Consider the following 26,799-nt stretch of genomic DNA (forward strand, 5'->3'; position numbering starts at 1 on the left):
GCGGCACGGGCCGGGCGTCCGCCATGCGGGTGCCCGGCCCGTGCCGGTCGACGGCAGCCGCATCAAACGAAAGCCGTCGCTACGTGTTGAATGGGCTTGATGCTTACGCCTTATCCCTGCGCCACGCAAATCCAGGCAAGGTTCGAACGGAAATCCACACTGACTCAATGGGCTTACTGCGATTGTTGCTGCAGAAACGCCAGCGATTCGATATCCGCCGTGCGCATCGCACAATCATCCGTGGGGTCGTTGCAGGTCGACACCGGCCACTGCGTGTTGCCGGTGTGATCGAAAGAATGCTCGGCGCCGGGAAACATCACGTATTGCGCCCAGTGCGTGGACTGCGGGGTGGAGCCGTATTCGCTGGCGGCGCGATTCATCCGCGTGGCGCAATTGGGCTCGAAGGGATCGAGCGCCGCGTGATTCATCCGCAGCGGGACGTGCGGGCGCCAGTAGCTGGTACTGATGCTCGATGTCGCGAGAAAGCCCATGTTCTGCCCGCAGCCGGGATAGAAGATGGCCGCCGCCGCGGGCACGTAGCGATCGCTGCCGGGTGCCGTGAACTGGGAGGTATTGGCGAAACGTCCGGTTTCGGCCGTGGCCACCATCAGGCTTTGCGCGCCCTGCGACCAGCCTACCGCCACCGCGTTCGCGGCACGGGCACCGAACCGGTATTTGAGCCAGCCGACCGCGCGGACGATGTCATCGGCGCGCGTTGTATACGAATCCACAGCGCCGGCCCAGGTGGTTCCGGAACACTGCAGCTGGAATTCGTCGTTGCTGACGCCATCCGGCTGGCGGCCGGAATAGCTGTCGATGGCTACCGTGATGACGCCCAGGCTGGCGAGCTTGCGCCCCCAGCGTTCCACATGTGTCTGGCCGATGCTGTCGACGACGCCGTTCGACCACAGGCCACTGCACCCATGCGCCAGCACGGCCGCCCCGGTGGCTGCAACGCCGGCGGGCGGAAGGTACAGCCGTCCGTGCAGTTGCCAACCTTCCGGCAGCGCTACCGGGGTGTTGGCGTTACCGGTCGGCAGTGGCTCGAAGGAGTCGGTAATGATGCCTTCCGGCAGGACGGCCATCGTCGGCATGCAGGTGGCCGCCAGCAGGCCACCGAGCAGCGCACTGGCCAGAGGTTTCAGGCGGGTGTGTCGAACGGTGGTTTCAGACATGGCTACCTTCCTTCCCGCAGAACAGGGCCCGCGGAGGCCAGGCAGGATAGCAGCGGGAGGGGCGGCGCCGGCGGATACACGGCCCGCATCCGACCGGCGGCGAACGCCGCCGGTCGGAACCAGCAATCAATCCAGGTCGAGGAACGAGCGCAGCTGTTCCGAACGGCTCGGATGGCGCAGCTTGCGCAGGGCCTTGGCTTCGATCTGGCGGATACGCTCGCGGGTCACGTCGAACTGCTTGCCGACTTCTTCCAGCGTGTGATCGGTGTTCATGTCGATGCCAAAGCGCATGCGCAGCACCTTGGCTTCGCGCGGCGTCAGGCCGGCGAGCACGTCGCGCACGGTTTCGGACAGGCCCGTGGACGTGGCCGAATCCACCGGCGAGTCGACGTTGGTGTCTTCGATGAAGTCGCCCAGGTGCGAGTCTTCGTCGTCACCGATCGGCGTTTCCATGGAGATCGGCTCCTTGGCGATCTTCATCACCTTGCGGATCTTGTCTTCCGGCATCTCCATCTTCTTGGCCAGCTCTTCCGGCGTGGGCTCGCGCCCCATTTCCTGGAGCATCTGGCGACTGATGCGGTTGAGCTTGTTGATCGTCTCGATCATGTGCACCGGAATGCGGATGGTGCGGGCCTGGTCGGCGATCGAGCGGGTGATGGCCTGGCGGATCCACCACGTCGCATAGGTGGAGAACTTGTAGCCGCGACGATATTCGAACTTGTCCACGGCCTTCATCAGGCCGATGTTGCCTTCCTGGATGAGGTCGAGGAACTGCAGGCCGCGATTGGTATACTTTTTAGCGATGGAGATCACCAGGCGCAGGTTGGCCTCGACCATCTCCTTCTTCGCGCGGCGGGCCTTGGCCTCGCCGATGGACATCGCGCGGTTGATCTCCTTGATGTCGGTGAGCGAGAGGAACAGGCCCTTCTCGATACCGACGAGCTTGTCCTGCTCGGAGACGATTTCATCCTTGTGCGCGCGGATGCCCGAAGACCATTTCTGCTTCTTGCGGATGAGTTCTTCGGTCCACTCCAGGTCGATCTCGTGGCCCGGGAAGGCGCGCAGGAAATCCTTGCGCGGCATCTTCGCGAACTTGACGCACAGGTCCATGATGATGCGTTCGTGGTTGCGGATGTTGCCGACCACGTCGCGCAGCTTCTTGACGAAGCTGTCGATCATCACGGCCGGCAGCTTGAGCTTGAGGAAGGACTCGGCCATCTGCTCGCGCAGCTTCTGGGCCTTCTTGTCGGCCAGGCCGTATTTTTCGGCCGTCTTCTGGAACTTGCCGTAGAGCTGGCGCAGCTCGTCCATGCGGCGCGCCACTTCCTGCGGATCCGGACCGGTTTCGCCCGGGGCGGCTTCTTCGCCGTCGCCGTTGTTTTCGTCTTCGTCATCCTTGGCTGCGACGGCCGGGCCGTCCTCGGCTTCCAGCATGGCCTCGGTGATGGCCGACTCGGGTTCTTCGATATCGGCAAAACCGGCGACCACCTCGGACAGGCGACGCTTGCCCTCGATGTGCTGGTCGTATTCCTCGATCAGCAGCTGGATCGACCAGGGGAAGCTGGCCAGGGCGGTCTGCACCGCGGTCAGGCCTTCCTCTATGCGCTTGGCGATGGCGATTTCGCCTTCGCGGGTGAGCAGTTCCACCGTGCCCATCTCGCGCATGTACATGCGGACCGGGTCAGTGGTGCGGCCCACTTCGGCGTCGACGGCCGCCAGCATGGCCACCGCTTCTTCGGTGGCGGTTTCATCGTCGGTCACGGCCGAGGGCGCATCGGGGGTCAGCAGCTCGGTATCCGGTGCGATCTCATGCACCTCGATGCCCATGCCGTTGATCATGCCGATGATGTCCTCGATCTGCTCCGGATCGACGATGTCGTCGGGGAGGTGATCGTTGACTTCGGCGTAGGTCAGATAGCCTTGCTCACGCCCCTTTACAATCAAGAGCTTAAGATCGGACTGCTGATCCTGTGTGGTGTTTTCGATGGCCATGTGTTTATCGGCTGGAGGCAAAGACTGTGGATTATAGGAAGGCTGTCAAGGGCAGCCGGCGGGGGTATTCCGTTACAGCGAAACGCGTTTTCGGGCCAGATCCGGTCAACGCACTTCCAGGCGGAAGGTCACCGGCCCGTCGTTGACGAGGTGCACTTGCATATGGGACCGGAATCGCCCGGTTTCCACCCGTGGGTGTGCCTGCCGTGCCATTTCGACCAGTCGGTTGAACCAGAATTCGCCCTCCGCGGGTGTTGCCGCTGTCGAGAAGCTGGGCCGCATGCCCGAGTTGGTGTCCGCGGCCAGGGTGAACTGGGATACCAGCAGCAATCCGCCGCCCGTGTCGGCGAGCGAACGGTTCATCTTGCCCTCCGCATCCGAAAAGACGCGATAGCCCAGAATTCGTTGCAGCATCCGCTGTGTCTGTGGTTCTGCGTCTTCTGGTTGCACCGCCACCAGTGCCAGAAGACCTGGTCCAATGGCCCCCACCGTCTCTCCGTCCACGTCGACGCGCGCGCTGGTGACGCGCTGGATCAGGGCGATCATCGCTGTCCTTTTCAATCGGGATCCGCCGATGGTGCGAAAGCATGGTCACAGGGTCAATCCGGCCGTTACCATGTGAGGTTCCCATGCGCTGGAATATCGCCATCCTCTATTTCCTGCTGCAGCTGGCAGGCCGCCTGCCGCTGCGGTTCCTGCACGCCTGCGGCGCGGGGCTGGGCCGGCTGCTGTGGTGGAGTCGTGGCCGGCTGCGCCGCCACACCGAAATCAACTTCTCGCTCGTACTTACGCAATTGGGCACCGAACAACGTCACCGGCTGGCGCAACGGACCATGCAGGAAACGGGCAAGTCCATCGTCGAGGTGGCGAAGGTATGGGGCGGCGGCGCCCGCAACGCCCTGGAGCTGGTCCGCGAAGTGGACGGCGAGGCGCTGTTCCAGGCTGCGCTCGACGGCGGCAAGGGACTGATCATTGCCGCGCCACACCTGGGCTGCTGGGAGCTTCTGAACATCTGGCTGTGCAGCCGCACGCCGATCGCCATCGTCTATCGGCCGCCGCGGCATGCGCAGATCGAGCCGCTGCTGCTGCGCGCGCGCGGCGAACTCAAGCCGGAGCAGGTGCGGGCGGAAGGCGCCGGCGTGCGCACGCTCTACAAGCGGCTGCAGTCGGGAGGCGTGGTGGGCATCCTGCCGGACCAGTCGCCCAAGCAGGGCGATGGCGAGTTTGCCCCGTTTTTCGGCGTCGAAGCGTTGACGATGGTGCTGGTTTCACGCCTGGCGCACCGCACCGGCGCCACCGTGCTGTTCGCCTTCGCCGAGCGCCTGCCGAAGGGCGCCGGCTATCGCATCCGTTTTCGCCCGGCGCCCGCGGGCATCGACGCGGCGGACCTGCGCGCCGCCACCACCGCCCTCAACCACGGCGTGGAAGCATGCGTGAACCTCGCCTTCGAGCAGTACCAGTGGCACTACAAGCGGTTTCAGTACCGGCCGAGCCCGGACGAGCACAACCCCTATTGGCGCGGTTGATCACGCCGTGACGGGCCCGACTGCGAGTGGCCTGTAACCGAAGAATCGGGAGTGACCTGGTCGTGCTGGGCGTCGCTTCGGTGTGAGGGGCCGTAGCAGCGCTACAGCCCGAATGAGAAGCAGGTACAGCGCGGCAGAACGAGTCAGTCACTTCCGATGCGAGTGTGACAGGCCACTAGTCCTCGCGGGCGACCGCTTTGACGTCCACGCCGAGGTCGCGCAGTTTGCGGTAGAGGTGCGTGCGCTCCATCCCGACGACTTTCGCCAGTTTTCCGACGCTGCCGCCGGCTTCGTGGAGCTGGCGGAGCAGGTAGACACGCTCGAACTGCTCGCGGGCTTCGCGCAAGGGCAGCCCGTAGTCGATGTCGAATCCCTCGCCGCGGGGCGCGCGAGTGCCGGCGCCATGTCCCAGGGCCTGTTCGACTTCGATCAGATCCACCTCGGGCACGCTGCCCAGGATCAGCAGCCGCTGCACCAGGTTGCGCAGCTCGCGCAGGTTGCCAGGCCAGCCATAGTTGCGCAGGCGGTTCTGCACGGCGACCGGGAAAAGGCGATAAGGCAACTTGTCGCGGTTGGCGAAAAAGTCAGCGTAGTACTGCAGGAGCTCGGGAACGTCCTCCACGCGCTCGCGCAGCGCAGGCACGGCCAGCGGGACGACCTTGAGCTGATAGTAGAGCTCCTCGCGGAAGCGGCCGGCGGCGACCAGATTGTCCAGATCCTGCGCGGTGGCCGCGACGACGCGGATATCGAGGTTCACCGGCTCGCGCCCGCCGCAACGGATCAGCTCACGGCGTTCGAGCGTGGAGGAAAGACGCAGCTGCAGCTCCGGATCGAGCTCGGCGACCTCGTCCAGAAACAGGGTACCGCCATTGGCCTGCTCCAGCAGGCCCTGCTGAACGCCACCGCTGTCTTCCAGACCGAACAGCGCCTGCGTGGCGTGCTCGCGTGCCAGCGAGCCCGGCGCGACAGTCACGAAGGGCCCGATGCGCCGCGCGCTCTTCTCGTGCAGCCAGCGCGCCAGCGACTCCTTGCCACTGCCCGGCTCGCCCATCATCAGCAGCCACGTATCGTGGCCCGCCAGGCGTTCGAGCTGGCCGCGCAGGGCCTGCATCGGCCGCGACGAGCCCACCGGCTCCAGTGGTACCGGCACCTGGCGTTTGAGCCCTTCGTTCTCGCGCTTGAGCTGGCCGGCCTCGAACGCCCGCTCGACCGTCAGCAGCAGCTTGGCAAGCGAAATGGGTTTTTCCACAAAGTCATACGCGCCCAGGCGCGTGGCTTCGACCGCTGTTTCCACGGTGCCGTGACCGGAGATCATGATGACCGGGCACGGCAGTCCGCCCCGCTCCGCCCACTCGCGCAGGAGGCTGATGCCGTCCGTGTCGGGCATCCAGATGTCGAGCAGAATCACGTCGGGCCGCGACTGGCGACGCACCTCGCGCGCGGCTTCGGCATTCTCGGCGGTGCTGACCTGGTACCCCTCGTCCTCGAGGATCTCCTTGATCAGGCTGCGAATATCGGGTTCGTCATCGACGACGAGAATCTGACCGGATGCCATGCCCGCCCCCTGTTGCAAAAAAACGACGGTGCAGCATAGCGCATCGGCGGGCACCGGTCAGGTCGACTGCCTTGCCGCGCCTACTCGCGTGACGGCGGCGGACCGAAGCGCCAGTAATCCGGCGGATGCAGGGCGGTGGTGCGGGGTGGATCGGCGGGGGTCCGGCCGGCCTCGACGGCCGCGAGGGCATCAGCCTGCCAGATCTCCAGCCAGCGGTTCCGGAACGGCTGGATCAGGTCGGCATAGCGGCGCGCCTGGGGACGGATCTTGGCCGGGTACTGCACGATCAGCCCGCGCGGATGCGTGCGCGCCCACTCGCCGATCTGGTGCACGGTGATGTCTTCGATGTGGATGCGCAGCCGGGCGCGAAAATGGAACTGCCCCTCGTAGGGGCCGACGTTGGCGATGGGACGCCCCTCTGCCGCCGCGCGCGCCAGGCGGTCCGCTGCCGGGTTCAGGTTGAAATTGTGGAACAGCGTATGGGCGAACAGGGCATGTGCCAGTCCGACCCCCAGCAGCGTCGCCCCGGCAATGCGGTGCAATTCGGTCTCCCCTTCGCCGGGCAGCAGCAGTACGCCGCCCAGCACGCCAAAGCCCACGGCGAACCAGGGGCTGTACCGCGCCACATCGTGCAGCCAGTGCGAATGCAGATGGCCGCTGTCGCGCAGGAACGGCAACGCGGCCAGATAGAGCGCAAACAGCAGCGCCGTCACCGCGAGCGGCCAGGCGGACCAGCGCCAGCCGTGCCCGCCGTCCGTCTGCTGCTGGCGGCTGACGGCGCGCGCCATCGCCATGGCCACGCCTGGCAGCAGCGGCAGCAGGTAGTACACCTGCTTGCCGGAGATCAGGCAGAACACCGCGAACGTGGGAACCAGCCAGGCGATCAGGAACCGTTCGCCGTCGCCGAGCGGGCGGCGCCAGGTCGCCACGGCCCGCCACAGGCGCGGCCAGCCAATCCACGGAAACAGCAGCGCGCCAAGCATCGGCAGGTACCACCACAGCGGCCGTGCATGATCGAAACTCTGCACCACGCGGCCGGCGGTCTGCGAAAAGAACAGCTGGTTCCGGTATTCCTCGCCGCCGGCAAACCCCGCCGGCACAGCCCACGCCACCAACAGTGCAAACGCGGCCAGGAGCGCCAGGCCACCGCGCAGGTACCAGCCGCGCCGGTCGGCACGGGCGTGTTCACTCCACCAGGGACCGAGCAGGAAGGGAAACGCCACATGCAACAGTGCCACCGGCCCCTTGGTCATCAGGCCGGCACCGACCGCCAGGGCAAACCAGGTCCAGCGGGGACGCCCGGTGAGGGCAAGCATCGCGCCGGCGACGCAGGCCGCCAGCAGCACCTCGTACATGATCTGCAGGCCGAACAGGAACGAATAGGCCAGCGCGATCAGGAACCACGGCGCCATGCGCCCGACCGCAGGACGCAACGCGAAAACCCGCCGCGCCAGCGCCGCCGCGGCCACCAGCCAGGTAGCGCCAATCAGCACCTGCAGCACGCGCGGCCAGACATCGTTCACACCTGTCGCCGCCCAGCCGGCGTGGATCAGCCAGAACAGCAGCGGCACCTTGTGGCTGTACGGCTCGCCGTTGATATGCGGCACGAGGAACTGGCCGCGATCCCACATTTCCCAGGCCACGGCAAGCGTGCGCGTCGAATACAACGGCATCGGGCCGTGCTGGAAAATGGCAAAGAACGCTACGCACAACCACAGCATCAACCAGGCGGGCGGCACGGGAAGTCGGCGGCTGGACAACGGTCGCTCTCACGGATTCCGGGGGCGCGCAGTGTAGCCCAGAGGGGGCCGGACCGGGCCGCGGCCGGCTATGCTTGCCGGATCGCTTCCCGAGCCTTCCGCGCATGACCACCCGCCCCCGCCTCAGCGCCTGCATCATCACGTTCAACGAAGCCGACCGCATCGACGAATGCCTGGCATCACTGGCCTTCTGCGACGACATCGTCGTGGTCGATTCCGGTTCGACGGACGACACGCGCGAGCGCGCCGAGGCCCGGGGCGCACGCGTGCTGCAACGCCCGTTCGACGGTTACCGCACGCAGAAGGATTTCGCCGTCCGGCAGGCCGCCGCCGACTGGGTGCTATGCCTGGACGCCGATGAGCGGGTCACTCCGGAACTGCGCGCGGCGATCGAGCGTGAGCGCGAGGCCGGATTCCCCGTACCGGGCTACCGCTTCGCCCGCGCCACCGAGTACTTCGGCGCCTTCCTGCGCCATGGCAACGCCTATCCGGATCGCGTGCTGCGCCTGTTCGACCGGCGCCACGGCGGCTGGCGCGGCGATCGCGAGATCCACGAGCACGTCAGCGTCGACGGGGCCGTGAAGACCCTGGACGGCGACCTGGAACACCGCGCCTATCGCTCGCTCGCCGACCAGATCAACCGGCTGGAGAAATATGCCCGCCTGATGGCCCGGCACGACCACGCCCGCGGTCGTCGCGCCTCCATGGCCAATATCGTGCTCAATCCGTTCTGGCGGTTCTTTCGCGGCATCGTGCTGCGCGCCGGCTTCCGCGACGGCTGGCGCGGGCTGGTGTATGCCTGGGTGGAATCCAACTACGTGCGGCAGAAGTTCATCAAGCTGTGGCTGCTCGAGCGGGGATTGCGCATCGACTGACCACCGTCGACGCGTACCTCACACGCGGGATCAGGTGTTCGGATTGTCGTCGTCTTCGCCCGCTATCGCCTTCGCCGGATCGCAGCCTTCGCGCAGCGCATCGCTACGGATGAGGTACCACTCGCGCCGGTTGGCGTGGCCGACGTAGGTGGCCTTCGCCGGATCGACGCATTCACCGAAGGCCCCGCGCAGGATGAACACCCAGCGCTTCTGCGGGTTCTCCTGCAGCCAGCGGGCGGCGTCCTGCAGTTGCGAATGCCAGGGGCGAACGAACCCGAAATCGCGCGTGGGGCGATCCGCGTGCAGCAGGTTCTGCTCTTTCCACGCCACCAGGGCGAGCTCGGCATCGGGACCGATCATCTCGCCGGCGCGGCGCATGACGCCGACCGCTGAGGTGGAATCGTTGAGCACCGGATAGGCCCAGAAGCTCCAGCCCAGCCAGAGCGCGGCCAGGCTCGCGGCCAGTGCCTGCAAGGGACGTCTGGTACGGCCGGCCAGCGCAGCCACCACGCAGATCACGCCCACCACGACCACGAAACCCCACAGCACCGCACCGCCTGCTTCCAGGCCGCGTTGCTCGACCATGCGATTGGCCCTCTCCAGGTGCCCGCCCCAGGCCAGTGCGCCGACGACGGTGAACAGCAAGCCCAGTGCCCCGACAAATCCCGCCACCAGCCGCCGGAAATTCAGCGACTGGACGATCGATTCGATCTGCGAGCCCACCAGCAGGGCGAGCAGCGGCAGGGCCGGCATGATGTAGACGTCACGCTTGCCTTTGGGAAAGGTGAAAAACAGCACGACCAGGCATACCCACACCAGGGGCAGCAGGATGCGTGCGTCGCGCGCCTTGAGAGCCCGCCACCAGCGTGGGATAGCCCAGGGATACGTCAGTGACAGCGGCAGCCAGGCAAACAGGACCACGCCGAGGTAGTACCAGGGCGGCTGGTGGTGATCCCAGGACTCCGTGTACCGGCCGGCCGTCTGCCGGAACAGGATATCGTTCATGTACGCCGCGTACTCGGGCGCGGTCTGCGTCTTCACCGCGTACAACATCGGTGCCAGCCACAGCGCCGTCGCGGCCATGAAAAACAGGCCGCCCGCCAGCCAGCGCCAGTTGCCGCCGGGATTGCGCGCCACGCCGTTCCACTCCTGCCACAGCGCCAGCAGGTACGGCGCGAACATCAGCAGCGCGAGTACGCCCACCCCCTTGGTGATGACGCCCAGCCCCGCGGCAAAGCAGCCGAACCAGTAGGCGCGCCAGTCGGGGCCTAGCAGGAAATGGCGCAGCAGCCCGTAGTTTGCGGCCGTGATGAAGAAACTGACGGTGGGATCGATCTGCGCGCGCTTGGCCTGGTAGACAAACTGAAACGTGCACAACAGCGCAGAAGCCGCATACAGGCCGACCCGGTGATTCCACAGGCGCCGCCCGAGATCGTAGGTCAACCCGAGCATGCCCAGCCCGGCCAGTAGCGACGGCAGCAGGAAGGCAACGCGCCACTGGCCGGTCAGCGTGTAGAAGAACGACTGCAGCGCCATGAACAGCGGCGGCTTGTCCGAGTACAGCTCGCTACCGCGATGCGGGATCAGCCAGTTGCCGCTTTCCACCATCTGCTTGGCGACCAGCGCAAAGCGCGGCTCGTCGGCCGGCCACGGGTCACGCAGGCCGAGGCCGGCAAACAGGATGACAAAGGCGATGGCGAAGAACAGCCACACCTCCTGGCGCGGCGTCAGCGACCAGGACACGGCAGAGCGCACAGTGGTAGACATGAAGGCTTGGTAGTTCGCAACGGTCGGCGGCCGGTGCCGGATCGCCAAGTATAACGGCAGCCACGGACGCTACCGTGCGGCCGCTCAATCCAGCGGCAGGCGCAGGCGGAAACTGGCGCCCCCGCCCTCACGACCTTCTGCGCGGATACTGCCGCCGTGCTCTTCGACGATCTTCTTCACGACCGCAAGACCCAGGCCCGTACCGCGTGCCTTGCTGCTGGTGTAGGGCTCGAACCAGCGTTCGTCGAAGCCTTCGGGAAGGCCGGGGCCGTTATCCGCGACCGTCAACTCCGCAAACGCTCGGTCGCCCTCCTCCACCCGCGACGTGCTCACCTCGATACGCGGCTTGACGGTCTCACCGATGGCCTCAAGCGCGTTCTTCATCAGGTTGTGCAACAGCTGGCGAAGCCGGCCGGCATCGGCGCGTACCAGTAGTTCCTCGGCGGCAAAGCGGCGCACCAGTTGCAGGCGCTGGTCGTTTTCATAGAGGTCGAGCACCTCGCCGACCAGTGCGTGCAGCGCCAGCGGCCGCGTCGACAACTGCGGCGGACGCGCATAGTCACCGAACGAATTGACCATCGCCTTGAGTGCTTCGACCTGGTTGACGATGGTGCGCGTGGCGCGGTCCATCAGGTCGGTGTCATCGACGGGCAGGCGCCCGATAAAGCGCCGGCGCAGGCGTTCGGCGGCCAGCTGGATCGGCGTGAGCGGGTTCTTCACCTCATGGGCCAGGCGCCGCGCGACTTCCGCCCAGGCCGCGTCGCGCTGGGCCCGGTTGAGCAGGGTCAGGTCGTCGAACACCGCCACGTAACCGGCATCGTCGGCGCCGCCGGCGACCAGCTCGGTGCCGTGCAGCAGCAGGATGCGGCGTTCGTTGTCGCGCTCGACCACCACTTCTTCACGCCACTCACGCGCGTTTTCGCGCAGGTGCCGCAGCAGCGGATCGATCAGCGGCGCCAGCTCCGGCTGGTGGGCGCGCACGGTCGCCAGCGGCTGGCCCTGCAGGCGCGACAGTGCCACGCCGAGAATGCTGTCGGCCGCACGGTTGACCGTGCGCAGCACGCCGTCGCGATCGATGCCCAGCACGCCGGCCGACAGGTGCTCAAGCACGGTGCGCAGATAGGCCCGTTGCGCCTCGGTTTCCTGGGTGCTGCGCTGGGCCCGCGCACTGGCACGTTCCAGTTCGCGCTGCATCTGGTTGAACGAATCGAGCAGAAAACCCAGCTCATCGTGACTGGCCACCGGCAGCGGCGTGTCATAGCGGCCCGCGCCCACCGCGCGCGTCGCGGCGGCCAGGCGGCCGATCGGCGCCACCAGCCGGCGCGCCACGCCGAAGGCCGTGAGCAGGGCGAACAACACCGACAGCAGCAGCACGAACGTCAGCACCAGGGTGAAGGTGAGCTTGAGCGAGCCGCGCAGGAATTTGAGGCGCTGGAAGTCAAAACTGGCCGCTTCAATGTGCTGGGTCAGCGGGCGCAGCTTCTCCGGCAGCGGAAACAGGGCCTGCAGCAACCGCGGCTTGCCGCTGGCCTCGCCCACACGCGCCAGCACGCGCAGCACCAGGGTTTCGCCGATCGGTTCGGCCGAGGCGTAGCGACCACCGCCGGACAGGCGCATGAGGGTGGCGGCATCCGGGTACGCGGGATTGAGAAATCGCGGATCCGAGCTCGCGGTGGCAATCACCGTCGCGTTGTCGCCGAACACGGTGAGCTCCGTCGCCGCGAGCGCGTCGATCACCTCGTCGAGTTTCGCCTGGGTGTCGCCTTCCGGCACATCGGCCAGGGCCGTCGCTAGCCGGGCGCTGGCTTCCTCGGTGACGCGCAGGCGTTCGTCGATGTACAGCCGCCCGACTTCCAGTGCGTCGTCCAGCGATTGCTCCAGGCGCACGTTGAACCAGGCATCGACCGTGGCATTGAGGAAATTGATCGCAAATCCGTACACCACCACGACCGGCGGCAGTGCCAGCACCATCAGCATGGCCAGGAGCCGGCGCGTGAGCCGCGCACCGGGCACTTCGCGGCGCACGTCCTGGAACAGGCGCACCAGGCGGACGGCGATCACCGCAATCAGTACCAGCAAGGCGAGACTGGCGAAGCCGAGCATCCATGGATACAGACGCCCCAGGCGATTGCTGCCACTGGCCGCATCGCCGGCCAGCAGCAACGCGCAGCCCAGCAGGGCCAGCACCGCCAGCGCGGGCAGGACCCGTCGGGTCAGCCACGTCAGCCCGCGCCGGTAGCGGACCATTTGAGCTCCACGTCATCCTGGCGCCAGGCGGGACTGATCAGGGCCGGCAGGCGCAATGCCCCGGGCAGCGCCGAGGTATCCAGCTCGATGCGCAGCCGATGACGTTCACCGGCCTGCGCGGCCATCGCACCGCCGCGCAGAGGCAGTTCCAGCCGGCTGAGTGCGGCCAGTGCCGCGGCGCGAACGCCGAAGCTCTGAACAGTGCCGATATCCAGGTCACGCAACTGGTAGCGGCGCGTCAGCGGGTAGTAGCGGAGGTCCACGTGGCGCTCGATGCTGGCGACGCGGCGCCAGCCGATCAGGCCGGGCTGCTCGCGATACAGGCGCAGGCGCAGGCCCAGCGCGATGCCATGGTCCAGCGCCTCGAGCATGGCCTCGCTGGGCTTCCAGTCGCAGTCGACCACCAGGGCCGTTGCGCCGCCGCGCGGCTCGATGCGCGCCGAGGCGACGGCCAGGTGTGCCTGGTTGGACGAGCACCCGCAGAGCAGCAGCAGCGCCGCCGCACCGAGTGCGCGAAGTGCTACCAGGAGGGGAGCAGAAAACGCGCTGCCCCGCGACACACCGTCGCGGGAGGCAAGGGCCTGGCGTTCAGCCGGCTTTGCGCAGGACCGCATAGAAAAACCCGTCCATGCCATTCTCCCCCGGAAGGTTCTGGCGCCCGGCGCCGCTGGCACGCCCGAACCATTCTGGAATGACGGTTTCGGCGACCGCGTCCGGATGACGGGCCAGGAAGGTATCGACCTGGTCCGCGTTCTCGGCGCGCAGTATCGAACAGGTGGCATAGACCAGGCGACCATCCGGTGCCAGCAGGGGCCACAGGGCCTCGAGCAGGCGCGCCTGCTCGGCGACCAGCGGCGCGATATCAGCCGCACGGCGGTGCAGACGGATATCCGGTTGGCGCCGGATGACGCCAGTGGCGCTGCACGGGGCATCGAGCAGGATGCGGTGGAAAGGTTGGCCGTCCCACCAGGTATCCGGCGTGGCCGCGTCGGCGGCGACGCAGCGGCCGCTCAATCCCAGCCGCTGCAGCGTGTCGGTCACCGACTCAAGACGGCGTGCATCACGATCCAGCGCAAGCAGCTTTACATCGGCCTGTTCCAGGCATTGCGCGGCCTTGCCGCCGGGCGCCGCGCAGGCATCGAGCACGCGCTGGCCGGCGGCCAGGGCCAGCAGCGGCGCCGTCAGCTGGGCCGCGCCGTCCTGCACGGAAAACAGGCCTTCGGCGAAACCCGGCAGCTGGGTGACGTCGGTGCTCTCGGCGAGAACCACGGCGTCCGCCAGATGCGCGTGCTTCTGCGCCTCGATGCCGGCCGCCAGAAGACGCGCCAGGAGCGCATCAACGGTGGCACGCCGGCGATTGACGCGCAAAACCAACGGAGCCGCCGCGTTGCCGGCCGCGATGATCGCCGGCCACTGCCCGGGCCAGTCGGACTGCAGGCGTTCCATCAACCAGCGCGGATGTGCCGATGCCGCAACCGGATCGGCCTGGATCATGGCCTCGATATCGTCACGGTCACGCAGGAAGCGGCGCAGCACCGCGTTGATCAATCCGGCGAAGTGCGGACGGTTCAGGCGACGCGCGGCTTCCACCGTCGCGGCGACAGCGGCGTATTCGGCCATGCCCATCGCAGCCACCTGGACCAGGCCAAGCACCATCAGCGCATGCACCAGCGGTTCGCGCGTGCGCAGCGGTTTCTGCACGAGGCGGTCCAGCACGGCGTCGTAGCGTGGCCACCAGCGCGCGCCGTCGTGCAGCAGTGCAGACAGCAGCGCGCGGTCGCGCGGCTCTTTGATACGAGGGGAAAGTTCCGCAAACGCAGCGCGCAGCGAGACGCCACCGCGCACGATGCGATCGAGGCCTTGGGCGGCCAAAGCCCGCGCGTCGTTCATGTGATGGCCTTGCGCAGCTCGGGACGCGCATTGAGGTAGTCCACGGCCTGCACACGGCGCCCACCGGCGCGCTGCAGTTCGCGGATCCGCAGCACGCCGTCGCCAGTGGCAACGTCGATGCCATCGCGACCGGCCGCCACGATGTCTCCGGGCTGACCGCGCCCGCCGTCGCCGACGGCAACGGCAGACCACACGCGCAGGCGCTCGCCCGCCACGTCACCCTCGGCGACGGGCCACGGGTCAAACGCGCGCACCTTGCGTTCGATCGCCTGTGCGCTGTCGCGCCAGTCGATCACCGCTTCAGCCTTGTCGAGCTTGTGTGCGTAGGTGACGCCATCCACCGGCTGCGGGTCGCAGGGCGGTGCCTGCCGCGCAGCCGCGAGCGTCAACAATGCAGGCGCCAGTACCTCGGCACCCATCACACTCAGGCGATCGTGCAGCGAACCGCCCGTCTCCGCAGGTGACAGCGCCGTAACGGTGCGCGCGATGACCGGGCCCGTATCCAGGCCCTTCTCCATGCGCATCAGGCACACGCCACTTTCCGCATCACCGGCGAGGACCGCGCGCTGGATCGGCGCGGCACCCCGCCAGCGCGGCAGCAGCGAGGCATGCACGTTCCAGCAACCGAAGGCCGGGATGTCCAGCACGGACTGCGGCAGGATCAGGCCATAGGCCACGACGACCATCAGATCCGGCCGGTACGCCGCCAGCACCGCCCGGGCGGCCGGATTGCGCAGCGTTTCGGGTTGTTCCACCGGCAGGCCGGCGGCTTCGGCCGCCTGCTTGACGGGGCTGGGCGTGAGCTTGCGCCCGCGGCCGGCCGGGCGATCCGGCTGGGTGTAGACAGCCACCACCTCGACCCCTGCCTGACGGCAGGCGGCGAGGCAAGGCACGGCAAACTCCGGTGTTCCGGCGAACACCACGCGCAGAGCCTGGCTCATGCCAACCTCAGCCGCTGGCCGCGTTGCGGCGCTGCTTTTCGAGCTTCTTGCGCACCATCTCGCGCTTGAGCGGCGAGAGGTAGTCGACGAACAGGCGTCCGGCCAGGTGATCCATCTCGTGCTGGATGCAGACGGCGAGGAGGCCGTCGGCGTCGAGGCGGAAGGTCTTGCCGTCCGCGTCCTCGGCTTCGACCGTGATCAGGTTGGCCCGCTCGACATCTGCGTAGATGCCGGGTACGGACAGGCAGCCTTCCTGGTAGGTCTGGATGCCGTCCTTGGCCACCACGCGCGGATTGGCGAACACGCGCGGCTGGTTTTTCTCCTCGGAGACATCCAGCACCAGCAACTGCCGGTGCACGTTGACCTGCGTGGCGGCCAGGCCAATGCCCGGCGCCTCGTACATGGTCTCGAACATGTCGGCCACCAGACGTTTGAGGTCCGGTCCGAATTCAGTCACCGGTTGCGCCTTGGTGCGCAGCCGGGGATCGGGAAATTCCAGGATGGTCAGCTTTGCCACGACGGATACCTCGAAAGCGATTTGCGCGGAAGTTGGCGGAAGCCATACCCGCCCTGCGCATAACATGCCGAAATTCTACGCGGAATCGACCGCTTAGGGGGTGCCGCGGCGATTTTTGCGGCCGGCGGCCTTAACCGCCCGGCGACTATCGCTTGCGTGCGATTTTTCTTAGGCTACACTCACAAGGCCCTTGGGGAATCAGGTAATTGGCAGCCATGCTTAAAAAACTACCTGCACTTTTTGCTGGACTGCTGCTCACCGTCGCTGCCGCCGCCGTCAGCGAAGCCGAGTTGCGCACCGACCACCCTGATACCTACACGGTAAAACGCGGGGATACGCTGTGGGACATTTCCGCGCGTTTCCTGAAGAAACCGTGGCTCTGGCCTGAGATCTGGCAGGCCAATCCGCAGGTGGAGAACCCCCACCTGATCTATCCGGGTGATGTGCTCAATCTCTCCTATCTCAACGGGCGCTATCGCCTGAGTGGCACCGGGCCGCGCGTGCGCTCCTCGCCACTGGATGAGGCCATCCAGCCGATTCCGCTCAAGGACATCGAGCATTTCCTGAAGAACATGCGGGTCGTGGACGAGAAAACGTTCAAGGGCCTGCCGCATGTCCTGGCCATCGAAGAAAACAAGCTGCGCGGGACCAGCGGCAACCTGATCTACGTGCGCAACAGCGACGGCAAGGCAGGCGACCGTTTCGTCGTGGTACGGCCGACCAACCTGTACTACTCGCTGCCGCCCAAGGAAAAAGGCGGTGCGCCGACGACCCACGTGCGCGAGGTCGATCCGCTGCACGGCCAGTCCAAGGTGCTGTGGGTGCACAGTCCGATGGAGCACACCTTCTCCGGCGACGTGAAGGTGCTCGGCTACGAGGTGCAGGTCATCGGCAACGCCCAGGTTACCCGCGAGGGCAGCCCGAGCTCGATGCTGGTCACCTACTCCGACATGGAAGTTCGCCCCGGCGACCTGATCATGCCGGTCGAAGACAAGCCCTACGATTCCCAGTACCTGCCGCACCCGCCGGAAGAAGTGCCGAGCGACTTCAAGGTCCTGGCCTTCACCGATGCGGTGAACGCGATCGGCCCGCGTCAGGTCGTGGCACTGTCGCGCGGCGCCGCCGACGGCGTCGAGAACGGCGAGACGTACTCGATCTATACGCCGGGCGAGACGATCAACGACGACTACGCCTATACCGAGGGCACGGCCAAGCACCTGTTCCACCCGAAGGACGCCAAGGTCACCCTGCCGGAGGAATACATCGGCCACGTGATGATCTTCCGCACCTTCGACCGGGTCAGCTACGGCCTGGTGATGGACGGCCTGCGTCCGGTGCACCGCCAGGACGTCCTGCGCGCACCCGACTGACGGTATCGATCAGCGACTCACAACGGCGCGGCTTGTCCGCGCCGTTTTACTTTCAGGTTCGCGAAACCGTGCGCCAACGGATTGAACGCCAGCGGTTTTGAGCGCGTTTCGCAGTGTCTTACGCGGCGAGACACCTTCACGGCAGCCTGGACGCTGCACCCACGTGGCCCAAGGATGGTATGACTACCCCGCCCGATACCCCTGCCCCGGCACCGACGCGCAGCAACGCGGAAACCCGTGCCTGGCTGGCCTTGCTGCGTGCCCCTGGGCTGGGCGGCGTCAGCATCCGTTCGCTGGTCGAGCGCGCCGGCAGTGCCACTGCCGCGGTGGACACGATCGACCTGCTGCGCCGCGAATTCGCCATTGACGAGGCCTCGCTGGCCTGGCTGCGGCAGCCGGACGAAGGCCGTCTGGACGAGGACGAAGCCTGGCTTGCCCTGCCGCGGCATCACCTGCTCACCTGGCACGATGCGGATTACCCGCCGTTGCTGCGCGATACGGCTCAGCCGCCGGCAGCCCTGTTCGTGATCGGCGAGCCAGGCCTGCTGTGGGTTCCGCAGATCGGCGTGGTCGGTGCGCGCAGTGCAACCGCCGGTGGCCTCGCCAATGCCCGCAGTTTCGCCCGCAGCCTCGCCCAGGGCGGCTTTGCCATCACCAGCGGGCTCGCCGACGGGGTCGACGGTGCCGCGCACCTGGGCGCCCTGGAGGCGCCAGGAACGACGATCGCGGTGATGGGTACCGGGCCCGACCTGGTCTATCCGCGCAAGCATGCGGAACTGGCCGGGCGAATCGGCGCGAGCGGCGTCATCGTCACGGAATTTCCGCCGGGCACCGATGCCCGCCCGGGCCACTTTCCACGCCGCAACCGCCTGATTGCCGGCCTGTCCCTCGGGGTGCTGGTGATCGAGGCGGGGCTCAAGTCCGGCTCGCTCATCACGGCACGCCTGGCGGCCGAGCAGGGGCGCGAGGTGTTCGCCCTCCCCGGCTCGATCCACAATCCGCTCGCGCGCGGCTGTCACCAGCTGATCCGCCAGGGCGCCAAGCTCGTCGAAGCCAGCGAGGAAATCGTCGCCGAGCTGGCACCGATGGCCCTCATCCTGGGCGAGCGGCTGCGGGCCCGGCTGGCGCCGGCAGCCGCCTCCCCTGTCGAGGCGGCCGGAGTCGAGCGCGACGCCGATTATGTGCGCCTTCTCGCCGCGCTGGGCCACGATCCACTCAGCCTGGACGAACTCGCCGACCGCGCGGCCATGAGTATTTCGGCGCTTTCCTCGATGTTGCTGGTGCTGGAACTGCAGGGAGAGGTTGTTTCCGCCGGGGGCGGCCGCTATATGCGCAGCTGATGGCGCCGAGATTTGCCGCCAGAAACCCGTGTCACGACCTCAATGCGCTGATTTTGCAATTGTTTTTCCAACAGGCCATTCGGTCGCGGCGATGTCCTGCCGGACCGGCCGGACGATGGTCGATCGCCCGTGTCGCACCGCACAACTTCCCGAAGTCCGGCTTGACAGCACGCTGCGGCGTGTGTGCACGATGAAAAAAGACGAGGGCAGTCCGCAGCGCCCGGCCCTTTCCAAACCCTGACCAGAGCGGTCGGCGGCTCGCCCGCCGGCATGCGCAGAGGACGCGCCAGACCCGATGGCCAAGAATCTTCTCATCGTCGAATCGCCCGCAAAGGCGAAGACGATCAACAAATACCTGGGCAAGGACTTCACCGTCCTTGCCTCCTACGGGCATGTGCGCGACCTGGTCCCCAAGGAAGGCGCGGTGCAGCCCGAGCGCGAGTTCGCCATGAACTACGCGGTGATTGACAAGAACGAACGTCACGTCGACGCCATCGCCAAGGCGGCGGCCAAGGCCGAAGCCCTGTATCTGGCAACCGACTTGGATCGCGAAGGCGAAGCCATCAGCTGGCACATCAGCGAGATCCTGCGTGAACGCGGCCTGCTCGACGGCAAGGACGTCCACCGCGTGGTGTTCTCGGAAATTACCCCCAAGGCCATCAAGGACGCGGTCGAGCACCCGCGCGAGCTCTCGCTCGACCTGGTCAACGCGCAACAGGCGCGGCGCGCCCTGGATTACCTGGTTGGCTTCAATCTCTCGCCGGTGCTCTGGCGCAAGGTGCAGCGCGGCCTTTCGGCAGGCCGGGTGCAGTCGCCCGCGCTGCGCATGATTGTCGAGCGCGAAGACGAAATCGAACGTTTCGTCCCGCGCGAATACTGGAGCATGGACGCCGACGTCGCCCATGCCACGCAGCCGTTCCGCGCGCGTCTGCTGCGCCTGAACGGCAAGAAGTTCGAACAGTTCGACCTGACCAACGCCCGCGATGCGCACGCCGCCCGCGATGCGTTGCTGGCCGCCGCCAAGGGCGAGCTGGTGGTCAGCGACGTACAGTCCAAGGAACGCAAGCGTCGCCCGGCGGCGCCGTTCACGACCTCCACGCTGCAACAGGAAGCTGCGCGCAAGCTCGGGTATTCCACCAGCCGCACCATGCGCCTGGCGCAGCAGCTGTATGAAGGCATTGCGCTGGGTGACGAGGGCGTCGTCGGCCTCATCACCTATATGCGTACCGACTCCACCCACCTGTCGGAAGACGCCGTCACCGAGCTGCGCGATGTGATCCGCCGCGATTTCGGCGCGGGCTCCGTGCCGCCGGCGCCGAACGTCTACAAGACCAAATCCAAGAATGCGCAGGAAGCGCACGAGGCGATCCGCCCCACGTCGGCCATGCGCCGCCCGGCGAGCGTCGCCAGCGCGCTATCGGACGAGCAGCGCAAGCTCTACGAGCTGATCTGGAAACGCACCGTGGCCTCGCAGATGCAGCACGCCACGATGAATACCGTCTCGGTCGACATGGCCTGCGGCGACGCGTCGGCGTTCCGCGCCAGCGGCACGACGGTGGTCGATCCGGGCTTTCTTGCCGTCTACGAGGAAGGCCGCGACCAGAAATCCGCCGAGGACGAAGACGAAGGCCGCAAACTGCCGGTGCTCAAGATCGGCGACCGCCTGCCGCTGCGTGACATCCTGGCCGAACAGCACTTCACCGAGCCGCCGCCGCGCTACTCCGAAGCCAGCCTGGTCAAGGCGCTGGAGGAATACGGTATCGGCCGTCCGTCGACCTACGCCAGCATCATCCAGACGCTACTGGCGCGCGAGTACGTGACGCTCGACAGCCGGCGCTTCCGTCCGACGGACGTCGGCCGCGCGGTGAGCAAATTCCTTTCGGGCCATTTCACCCGCTACGTCGACTACGACTTCACCGCCAAGCTCGAAGACGAGCTCGACGCGGTCAGTCGCGGCGAGGAAGACTGGGTGCCGCTGATGCATCGCTTCTGGTCACCGTTCAAGTCGCTGGTGGACGAGAAGATCGAAACCGTCGACAAGTCCGAAGCCACCGGCTCGCGCCTGCTCGGCGACGATCCGGCCAGCGGCAAGCCGGTTTCCGTGCGCCTGGGGCGCTACGGGCCGTTCGCCCAGATCGGTACCAAGGAAGACGAGGACAAGCCGCGGTTCGCGAGTCTGCGCACCGGCCAGAGCATGCACACGATCACGCTCGAGGAAGCACTGGAGCTGTTCAAGCTGCCGCGCAACCTCGGCCCGCATCCCGACGGCGAGGACATCACCGTCGGCGTCGGCCGCTTCGGACCGTTCGTCAAGCACGGCAAGGTCTACGCTTCGCTCAAAGCCGAGGACGATCCGTACACGATCGAACTGCCCCGCGCCCTGCAGCTGCTGCAGGAGAAGGCCGAAGCCGCCGCCAATCGCGTGATTGCCAGCTTCCGCGACGGCGCCATCCAGGTTCTGCGTGGCCGGTTTGGTCCGTACATCACCGACGGTGCGAAGAATGCGCGTATCCCGAAAGATCGCGAACCCGAATCGCTGACCGAAGCCGAATGCGCGGACTTGCTGGCGGCCGCACCGGATAAACCCAAGCGCGGATCGCGCTTTGCCAAGGGCAAGGCGAAGTCCGACGCGGCGGCGCCGGCGGCGAAGAAGGCCACGGCCAAGAAGGCCGCCGCCAAGGCGCCGGCGAAGAAGGCCGCGTCCGACCAGGCTCCGGCCAAGAAGGCGGCGACCAAGAAATCCGCGGCGAAAAAGGTACCCGCCAAGAAGGCAGCGGCGAAGAAGGCCGCGGCCAAGCGCGCCTGACTGCAGACATGTCCTGCTGCACTCTGCGTAGCACGCAACGCGGGGATCGCGCATGACGCCCGCAGCGACCGACATCGACGCTGCCGTCGCGGCCCTGCGCCGCGGCGGCGTCGTCGCTTATCCGACCGAAGCGGTCTACGGCCTGGGCTGCGACCCGGCCAACGCCGCGGCGCTGGACCGCATCTTCGCGCTCAAGGAGCGACCGGCCGCCCAGGGCGTGCTGCTGATCGCCGCCGACTACGCCCAGCTCGCACCGTACCTGGACCTGCGCCAGGTGCCCGGCGAATGCCTGGCCACGGCCATGGCCTCGTGGCCGGGCCCGAATACCTGGATTTTCCCCCGTTCTGACAAAGTGCCCGAATGGATCGCGCGCGATCATCCGGGCATCGCAGTGCGGGTCACGGACCATCCCCTGGCAGCCGCACTTTGCCGCGCCTTCGGCGGACCGCTGGTCTCCACCAGCGCCAACCGGCATGGCGAACCGCCCGCACGAAACGCCGCCGAAGTTCGTATGACATTCGGTGAGCGCCTCGACGTCCTGCTCGACGGGCCGGTCGGGGGGCTTGAGCGTCCGACGCCGATCCGCGACGCTATCACCGGAGAGTTCGTGCGGCGCTAACCTGTTTTGGGGGACACGTTGTCAGCCGTCATTCAACCGATTCCGAATCCGGCCGGTCGTGCCGTGGTCGTCGGTGACATCGGGCGCGTGGTCGCCTGGCGCCACGGCGAAGCCGTCACCGCAGGCCGTTTCCTGGCCGAGGTCGCTGCGGTCGCGCGGCAACTGCCGGCCGGGTCCGCCGCGGTCAACCTGTGCGAAGACCGCTACCACTTTCTCGTCGCCTTCGCCGCCATCGCCTTCGCCGGCCAGACCAACCTGCTGCCGCCCTGCCGCGCTCCGCAGGCGGTTGCAGAAGTGCTGGCGGCCCATCCGGGCAGCTACGCACTGGGCGACTGCGACGTGGGCGCCGAGCAGGACTGTTTTCACCGGCTGCCAGAGATCTCCACGCTGGCACTGGATCCCGTCGAACCGTCCACGCTCACGATCCCCGGCGATCACATCGTCGCCATCGGCTATACCTCGGGCTCCACTGGCACGCCCAAGGCCAATCCCAAAACCTGGCGCTCCTTCTGTGAAAGCACCCGGCGCAATGTCGAGGCCATCGTCCAGGCACTGGCGGCCGAACCGCTGAACATCGTGGCGACGGTACCGCCACAGCACATGTACGGCATGGAAACCTCCGTGTTGCTGCCCCTGCAGGGACCGTTCGCCGTCCATGCCGGGCGCCCGCTGTTGCCCGCGGACATCGGCTGCGCGCTAGCCGAAGTACCGGAGCCGCGGCTGCTGGTGACCACGCCGGTTCACCTGCGCGTCGTGGCGCAGGACGATGGCACCATCTTGCCGCCGATCCGCGGCCTCCTGAGCGCCACGGCGCCACTCGCCGCGGACCTGGCCCGCCAGGCCGAATCCCGCTTCTCAGCCCCCGTACTGGAAGTCTTCGGCTCCACCGAGACCTGCGTGATCGGTTATCGCCGGACCGCCCGGGAAGACGCCTGGCGTCGGCACGAGGGCGTGCTGCTGCGCCCCCAACCGGACGGCACCACGGTCGACGCCCCCTGGTTCGAGGCGCCCGTGCTGTTGCAGGACATCATCGAGCTGCTGCCGGAAAGCCGCTTCCGGCTCTGCGGGCGCAACGCTGACCTGCTGGAGATCGCCGGCAAGCGCGCCTCGCTGGGCGACCTCACCCGGCGCCTCCTGGCCATTCCGGGCGTTGTCGACGGGGTAGTCTTCCAGGGCGACGCCGATGCGGCCGGGGTACAACGCGTGGCGGCACTGGCCGTGGCACCCGGCCTGACCGAAGCCGATCTCCTGGCCGCGCTGCGGCAATCGATCGATCCGGCCTTCCTGCCAAGACCATTGCGCCTGGTGTCCGCGCTACCGCGTAACGAGACGGGCAAACTCCCCCGTACGGACCTGCTCGCGGCTCTGCGCTGACCGTCCTGGCGGTCACACCAGCTACAATGCGCGCCCTTCGCCGCGGGGGCGCGGCAGACTCGGATGGGCAAGGCATGAGAATTCTTGTTATCGGTTCCGGCGGCCGCGAACACGCCCTGGCGTGGAAGCTCAAGCAGTCCCCGCGCGTCACGGAAGTGCTGGTTGCCCCGGGCAATGCCGGTACCGCCGCCGAGCCTGGCGTGCGCAATGTTGCCGTGCCGATGACCGATCTCGACGGCCTCATCGATCTTGCCAAGCGCGAGCGGGTCGACCTCACCGTCGTCGGCCCGGAAGGCCCGCTGGTGGCCGGCATCGTCGACCGATTCCGCAGCGCCGGGCTGCGTTGCTTCGGCCCGCGCCGCATCGCCGCTCAGCTGGAAGGCTCCAAATCCTTCGCCAAGGACTTCCTCGCCCGGCGCAACATCCCGACTGCCCGTTACGCCACCTTTACCGATCTGGCGCCGGCCCTGGCCTATGTCCGCCAGCACGGCGCACCGATCGTGATCAAGGCCGACGGTCTGGCCGCCGGCAAGGGCGTGGTGGTGGCACTGACCCTGCCCGACGCCGAGCAGGCCCTGCGCGACATGCTGGGTGCCAAGTCGCTGGGTGATGCGTCCTCGCGCGTGGTCATCGAGGAGTTCCTGGAAGGGGAAGAAGCCAGCTATATCGTGATCAGCGACGGCCGCCGCGCCCTGCCGATGGCGACCAGCCAGGACCACAAGCGCCGCGACGAGGGCGACATGGGTCCGAATACCGGCGGCATGGGCGCCTACTCGCCAGCCCCGGTCGTCACCCCCGACGTCGAGAAACGCATCCTCAAGGAAGTGATCGAACCTACCCTCGCCGGCATGGCCGCCGAAGGCGCGCCCTTCATCGGGTTCCTCTACGCCGGCCTGATGATCGACAAGACCGGCGCACCCAGGGTGATCGAATTCAACGTGCGCTTCGGTGATCCGGAAACCCAGCCGATCATGATGCGCCTGCGCTCGGACCTGCTCGAACTGATCGAAGCCGCGCTCGACGGCCGCATCGATCGCGTGCAGGCCGAGTGGGACCCGCGCCCCGCGCTGGGCATCGTGGCGGCGGCGCAGGGTTATCCGGGCACTGTCCGCCTGGGCGATGCGATCAGCGGCCTGGACAAGTACACCGGCGCCGACACCAAGGTGTTCCAGGCCGGCACGCGCCTGGATGACAAAGGCCGCGCGGTCAGCGCCGGTGGACGCGTGCTGACGATCTGCGCGCTGGGCGAGGACATCGGCAAGGCACGTGACCGCGCCTACGATGTCGCACGGCAGGTGCAGTTCGAAGGCATGTTCTATCGGCGCGACATCGGCCACCGCGCCCTGTCGCGCTGAACCGCCCCTTCAGCCGAACAACCGGAGCCCCGGACGGGGCCCCGGCATCTTGCATTGATTACTTCGCAGGCTCGGCGTCGGCCGCCGGAATCGGGCGCAGCGGCTCGGGCTTGTAGTACGCGATCGTGGCTGGCCAGGGGCGTTCCGGCAGCTGCCTGGCCTGGAACCGCTGGAAATAGTCGCGATAGTGGTCGGCGGCCGCATTGCCGCCATCGCGCACCGCGGCGAAGATCGCAGCACCCTGCAGCTGCACCGCTTCGTCGAAATGACCGTTGGCCGCCTGGGCCAGGGCCAGCGCCTCGGTGATCTGCGGGCTGGGGACCTGGTTATACAGACGCTTGCCCAGGTCCAGCGCCATGCCCCGCTCCGCATCGCCTGCCTGGCGACAGGTGCTGGCCAGGCGGACGAACAATTGCACCAGCAGCGCATTGCGCGGATGTGCCCGCAGGCCCGCGTCCACATCCTTGAGCGCGTCCGCACACTTTCCGGCGAGTACCTGAGCAGCCGCGAGCCGGTTGTAATTCTCCAGACGCTCGGCATCAATGACGGTCAGCTGCCGGTACTGCTCGATTGCCTGGGCGTACTGCCCCTTGCGCATCCAGTGGTTGCCCAGGAGCAGCCGCGGTTCGGCGAGCTTGGGATCGGCCTTGATGACCTTCTCGTAGTCGGCACGGGCAGCGTCCTCGTTACCGGCGGTCTCGGCAATCACGCCGCGGGTCAGCACCGGCAGTGCGTCATCCGGCGCGGCCTTGATCGCCGCGTCCGCCCGTGCGCGGGCGGCATCGAGGTTCCCGGCCATGGCTTCGATCCGGGCGTACATGCCCAGAATGCCGACGTTGCCCGGCTTCTCTTGCAGGGCGCGATCCAGGTGCTGGCGCGCGACGGCGTACTGGCCGGCATTGGCGAAGAACGTTGCCAGGGCAATCGGATCTTCCGTGGGCTTGGGGCCGGTACGCGAAAAGCCGACCGCGAGCGGATCGGCCAGGCGCGGCGGCGTCTGCCCGGCCTTCTGACGCGCGGCGGCCGCGCCCGCAGCGTCGCCCTTGGCCTGCAGCGCGTCGGCGAGCGGGCCGTACAGCTTGTTCGCATTCGGATCGAGCTTGAGCGCCTCGGTGTACGCGACCACGGCGTCGGCCGGACGGTTCTGTTTGAGGGCCACTTCGCCGCGCAGGGCGTAGAGCTTGGGCTCGGTCTTGGCGATGCCGATGCCCTCGTCGACGAGCTGGCCGGCCCGGGCCACCTCGCCCTGCGCCAACAAGGCCGTGACCAACGCGACGCGGATCGGAAGGTACTTCTTGTCGACGGCGAAGGCTTTCTCGAAATAGTCCCTGGCAACGGCGGCCTGATTGCGCTGGCTGGCCAGCACGCCCTGCACGTAGATCCAGCGGCCGTCTTCCGGCGCCACGGCGTTGGCATTGAACAGCGCCACCTCGGCGATCTCCGGGTACCCCGCCCGGGCATAGTCGCCGGCAATCAGGGCATAGGCCTCGGCCAGCGGCGGGCCGATCAGGGTCTTGCGGGCCGTCTCGAACGCCTCGCGTGTCTTCTGGAGCGTCTCGGCCTGGGCCTTGTCCAGCCGGGACAGATCCGGTTGCGGCAACGGCTTGATGACGCCGGCCGCAAACGCCGAGGCAGCACAGCCCAGCGCCAGGGCACAGGCAAGGGCAAGTCGGATGCGATTCATGGGACT

Annotated in this window: 20 protein-coding genes; 8 read left to right on the forward strand and 12 right to left on the reverse strand. The window is 67.2% G+C overall.

What is annotated here, in order from left to right; all coding sequences use genetic code 11:
* Positions 1–173: 173 nt before the first annotated feature.
* From N4264_RS24215 to dtd, 3 genes are all read right to left on the reverse strand, one after another.
* Positions 174–1,175 carry a dienelactone hydrolase family protein gene (locus N4264_RS24215; protein WP_261694775.1) on the reverse strand — a complete coding sequence of 334 codons (1,002 nt, stop codon included), beginning with the start codon at positions 1,173–1,175 and terminating at the stop codon, positions 174–176.
* A gap of 126 nt (positions 1,176–1,301) precedes the next feature.
* Entirely contained in the window at positions 1,302–3,167 is a 1,866-nt protein-coding gene (gene rpoD, locus N4264_RS24220) for an RNA polymerase sigma factor RpoD (RefSeq protein WP_261694776.1), read from the reverse strand.
* 105 nt (positions 3,168–3,272) lie between these two features.
* Positions 3,273–3,713 (reverse strand): D-aminoacyl-tRNA deacylase, encoded by a 441-nt coding sequence (gene dtd, locus N4264_RS24225; RefSeq protein WP_261694777.1) that lies wholly within the window; start codon positions 3,711–3,713, stop codon positions 3,273–3,275.
* An 83-nt stretch (positions 3,714–3,796) separates the two neighbouring features.
* Here dtd and N4264_RS24230 point away from each other — a divergent pair, with 83 nt between their 5' ends.
* Positions 3,797–4,693: a lysophospholipid acyltransferase family protein gene (locus N4264_RS24230; RefSeq protein WP_261694778.1), complete on the forward strand. Its 897-nt coding sequence runs from the start codon at positions 3,797–3,799 to the stop codon at positions 4,691–4,693.
* Positions 4,694–4,868: 175 nt separating this feature from the next.
* Here the strand turns inward: N4264_RS24230 and N4264_RS24235 are convergent, their stop codons facing one another.
* Complete coding sequence (locus N4264_RS24235; protein ID WP_261694779.1) at positions 4,869–6,248, reverse strand: sigma-54-dependent transcriptional regulator; 1,380 nt, start codon at positions 6,246–6,248, stop codon at positions 4,869–4,871.
* An 80-nt stretch (positions 6,249–6,328) separates the two neighbouring features.
* Positions 6,329–8,008, reverse strand: coding sequence for an ArnT family glycosyltransferase (locus N4264_RS24240; protein WP_343231980.1), 1,680 nt, complete (start codon positions 8,006–8,008; stop codon positions 6,329–6,331).
* A 104-nt stretch (positions 8,009–8,112) separates the two neighbouring features.
* On the opposite strand from N4264_RS24240, the gene N4264_RS24245 reads away from it, so the two are divergent.
* The gene (locus N4264_RS24245; RefSeq protein ID WP_261694780.1) at positions 8,113–8,883 is read left to right on the forward strand and encodes a glycosyltransferase family 2 protein; all 771 of its coding nucleotides are present in this window, start codon (positions 8,113–8,115) and stop codon (positions 8,881–8,883) included.
* A gap of 30 nt (positions 8,884–8,913) precedes the next feature.
* Here the strand turns inward: N4264_RS24245 and N4264_RS24250 are convergent, their stop codons facing one another.
* The 6 genes from N4264_RS24250 to def all read right to left on the reverse strand — a co-directional run bounded on the left by N4264_RS24250 (position 8,914) and on the right by def (position 16,245).
* The gene (locus N4264_RS24250; protein ID WP_261694781.1) at positions 8,914–10,650 is read right to left on the reverse strand and encodes an ArnT family glycosyltransferase; all 1,737 of its coding nucleotides are present in this window, start codon (positions 10,648–10,650) and stop codon (positions 8,914–8,916) included.
* Between the two features lie 84 nt (positions 10,651–10,734).
* Complete coding sequence (locus N4264_RS24255; RefSeq protein ID WP_261694782.1) at positions 10,735–12,897, reverse strand: sensor histidine kinase; 2,163 nt, start codon at positions 12,895–12,897, stop codon at positions 10,735–10,737.
* Positions 12,873–13,511 carry a DUF4390 domain-containing protein gene (locus tag N4264_RS24260; RefSeq protein WP_261694783.1) on the reverse strand — a complete coding sequence of 213 codons (639 nt, stop codon included), beginning with the start codon at positions 13,509–13,511 and terminating at the stop codon, positions 12,873–12,875. Before N4264_RS24260 ends, N4264_RS24255 begins: the two co-directional genes overlap by 25 nt.
* The gene (gene rsmB, locus N4264_RS24265) at positions 13,486–14,787 is read right to left on the reverse strand and encodes a 16S rRNA (cytosine(967)-C(5))-methyltransferase RsmB (protein WP_261694784.1); all 1,302 of its coding nucleotides are present in this window, start codon (positions 14,785–14,787) and stop codon (positions 13,486–13,488) included. Before rsmB ends, N4264_RS24260 begins: the two co-directional genes overlap by 26 nt.
* Positions 14,784–15,728: a methionyl-tRNA formyltransferase gene (fmt, locus tag N4264_RS24270; RefSeq protein WP_261694785.1), complete on the reverse strand. Its 945-nt coding sequence runs from the start codon at positions 15,726–15,728 to the stop codon at positions 14,784–14,786. Before fmt ends, rsmB begins: the two co-directional genes overlap by 4 nt.
* A gap of 7 nt (positions 15,729–15,735) precedes the next feature.
* On the reverse strand, positions 15,736–16,245 hold the full coding sequence (gene def, locus N4264_RS24275; RefSeq protein WP_261694786.1) for a peptide deformylase: 510 nt from the start codon (positions 16,243–16,245) through the stop codon (positions 15,736–15,738).
* Positions 16,246–16,460: 215 nt separating this feature from the next.
* Here def and N4264_RS24280 point away from each other — a divergent pair, with 215 nt between their 5' ends.
* The 6 genes from N4264_RS24280 to purD all read left to right on the forward strand — a co-directional run bounded on the left by N4264_RS24280 (position 16,461) and on the right by purD (position 25,109).
* Positions 16,461–17,615: a LysM peptidoglycan-binding domain-containing protein gene (locus N4264_RS24280; protein WP_261694787.1), complete on the forward strand. Its 1,155-nt coding sequence runs from the start codon at positions 16,461–16,463 to the stop codon at positions 17,613–17,615.
* A 179-nt stretch (positions 17,616–17,794) separates the two neighbouring features.
* Entirely contained in the window at positions 17,795–18,955 is a 1,161-nt protein-coding gene (gene dprA, locus N4264_RS24285; protein ID WP_261694788.1) for a DNA-processing protein DprA, read from the forward strand.
* A gap of 295 nt (positions 18,956–19,250) precedes the next feature.
* A complete protein-coding gene (locus tag N4264_RS24290; protein WP_261694789.1) occupies positions 19,251–21,761 on the forward strand; it encodes a DNA topoisomerase I in 2,511 nt (836 codons plus the stop codon).
* A gap of 52 nt (positions 21,762–21,813) precedes the next feature.
* Positions 21,814–22,380, forward strand: a complete 567-nt coding sequence (gene tsaC / locus N4264_RS24295; protein ID WP_261694790.1) for an L-threonylcarbamoyladenylate synthase type 1 TsaC — start codon at positions 21,814–21,816, stop codon at positions 22,378–22,380.
* Positions 22,381–22,398: 18 nt separating this feature from the next.
* Entirely contained in the window at positions 22,399–23,754 is a 1,356-nt protein-coding gene (locus N4264_RS24300; RefSeq protein ID WP_425508296.1) for an AMP-binding protein, read from the forward strand.
* Positions 23,755–23,828: 74 nt separating this feature from the next.
* Complete coding sequence (gene purD / locus N4264_RS24305) at positions 23,829–25,109, forward strand: phosphoribosylamine--glycine ligase (protein WP_261694791.1); 1,281 nt, start codon at positions 23,829–23,831, stop codon at positions 25,107–25,109.
* 58 nt (positions 25,110–25,167) lie between these two features.
* On the opposite strand, the gene N4264_RS24310 is transcribed toward purD, so the two are convergent.
* Positions 25,168–26,793: a tetratricopeptide repeat protein gene (locus tag N4264_RS24310; RefSeq protein WP_261694792.1), complete on the reverse strand. Its 1,626-nt coding sequence runs from the start codon at positions 26,791–26,793 to the stop codon at positions 25,168–25,170.
* Between the last annotated feature and the right edge of the window lie 6 nt (positions 26,794–26,799).

Source organism: Tahibacter amnicola, assembly GCF_025398735.1.
In the GTDB taxonomy this organism is placed as follows: domain Bacteria; phylum Pseudomonadota; class Gammaproteobacteria; order Xanthomonadales; family Rhodanobacteraceae; genus Tahibacter; species Tahibacter amnicola.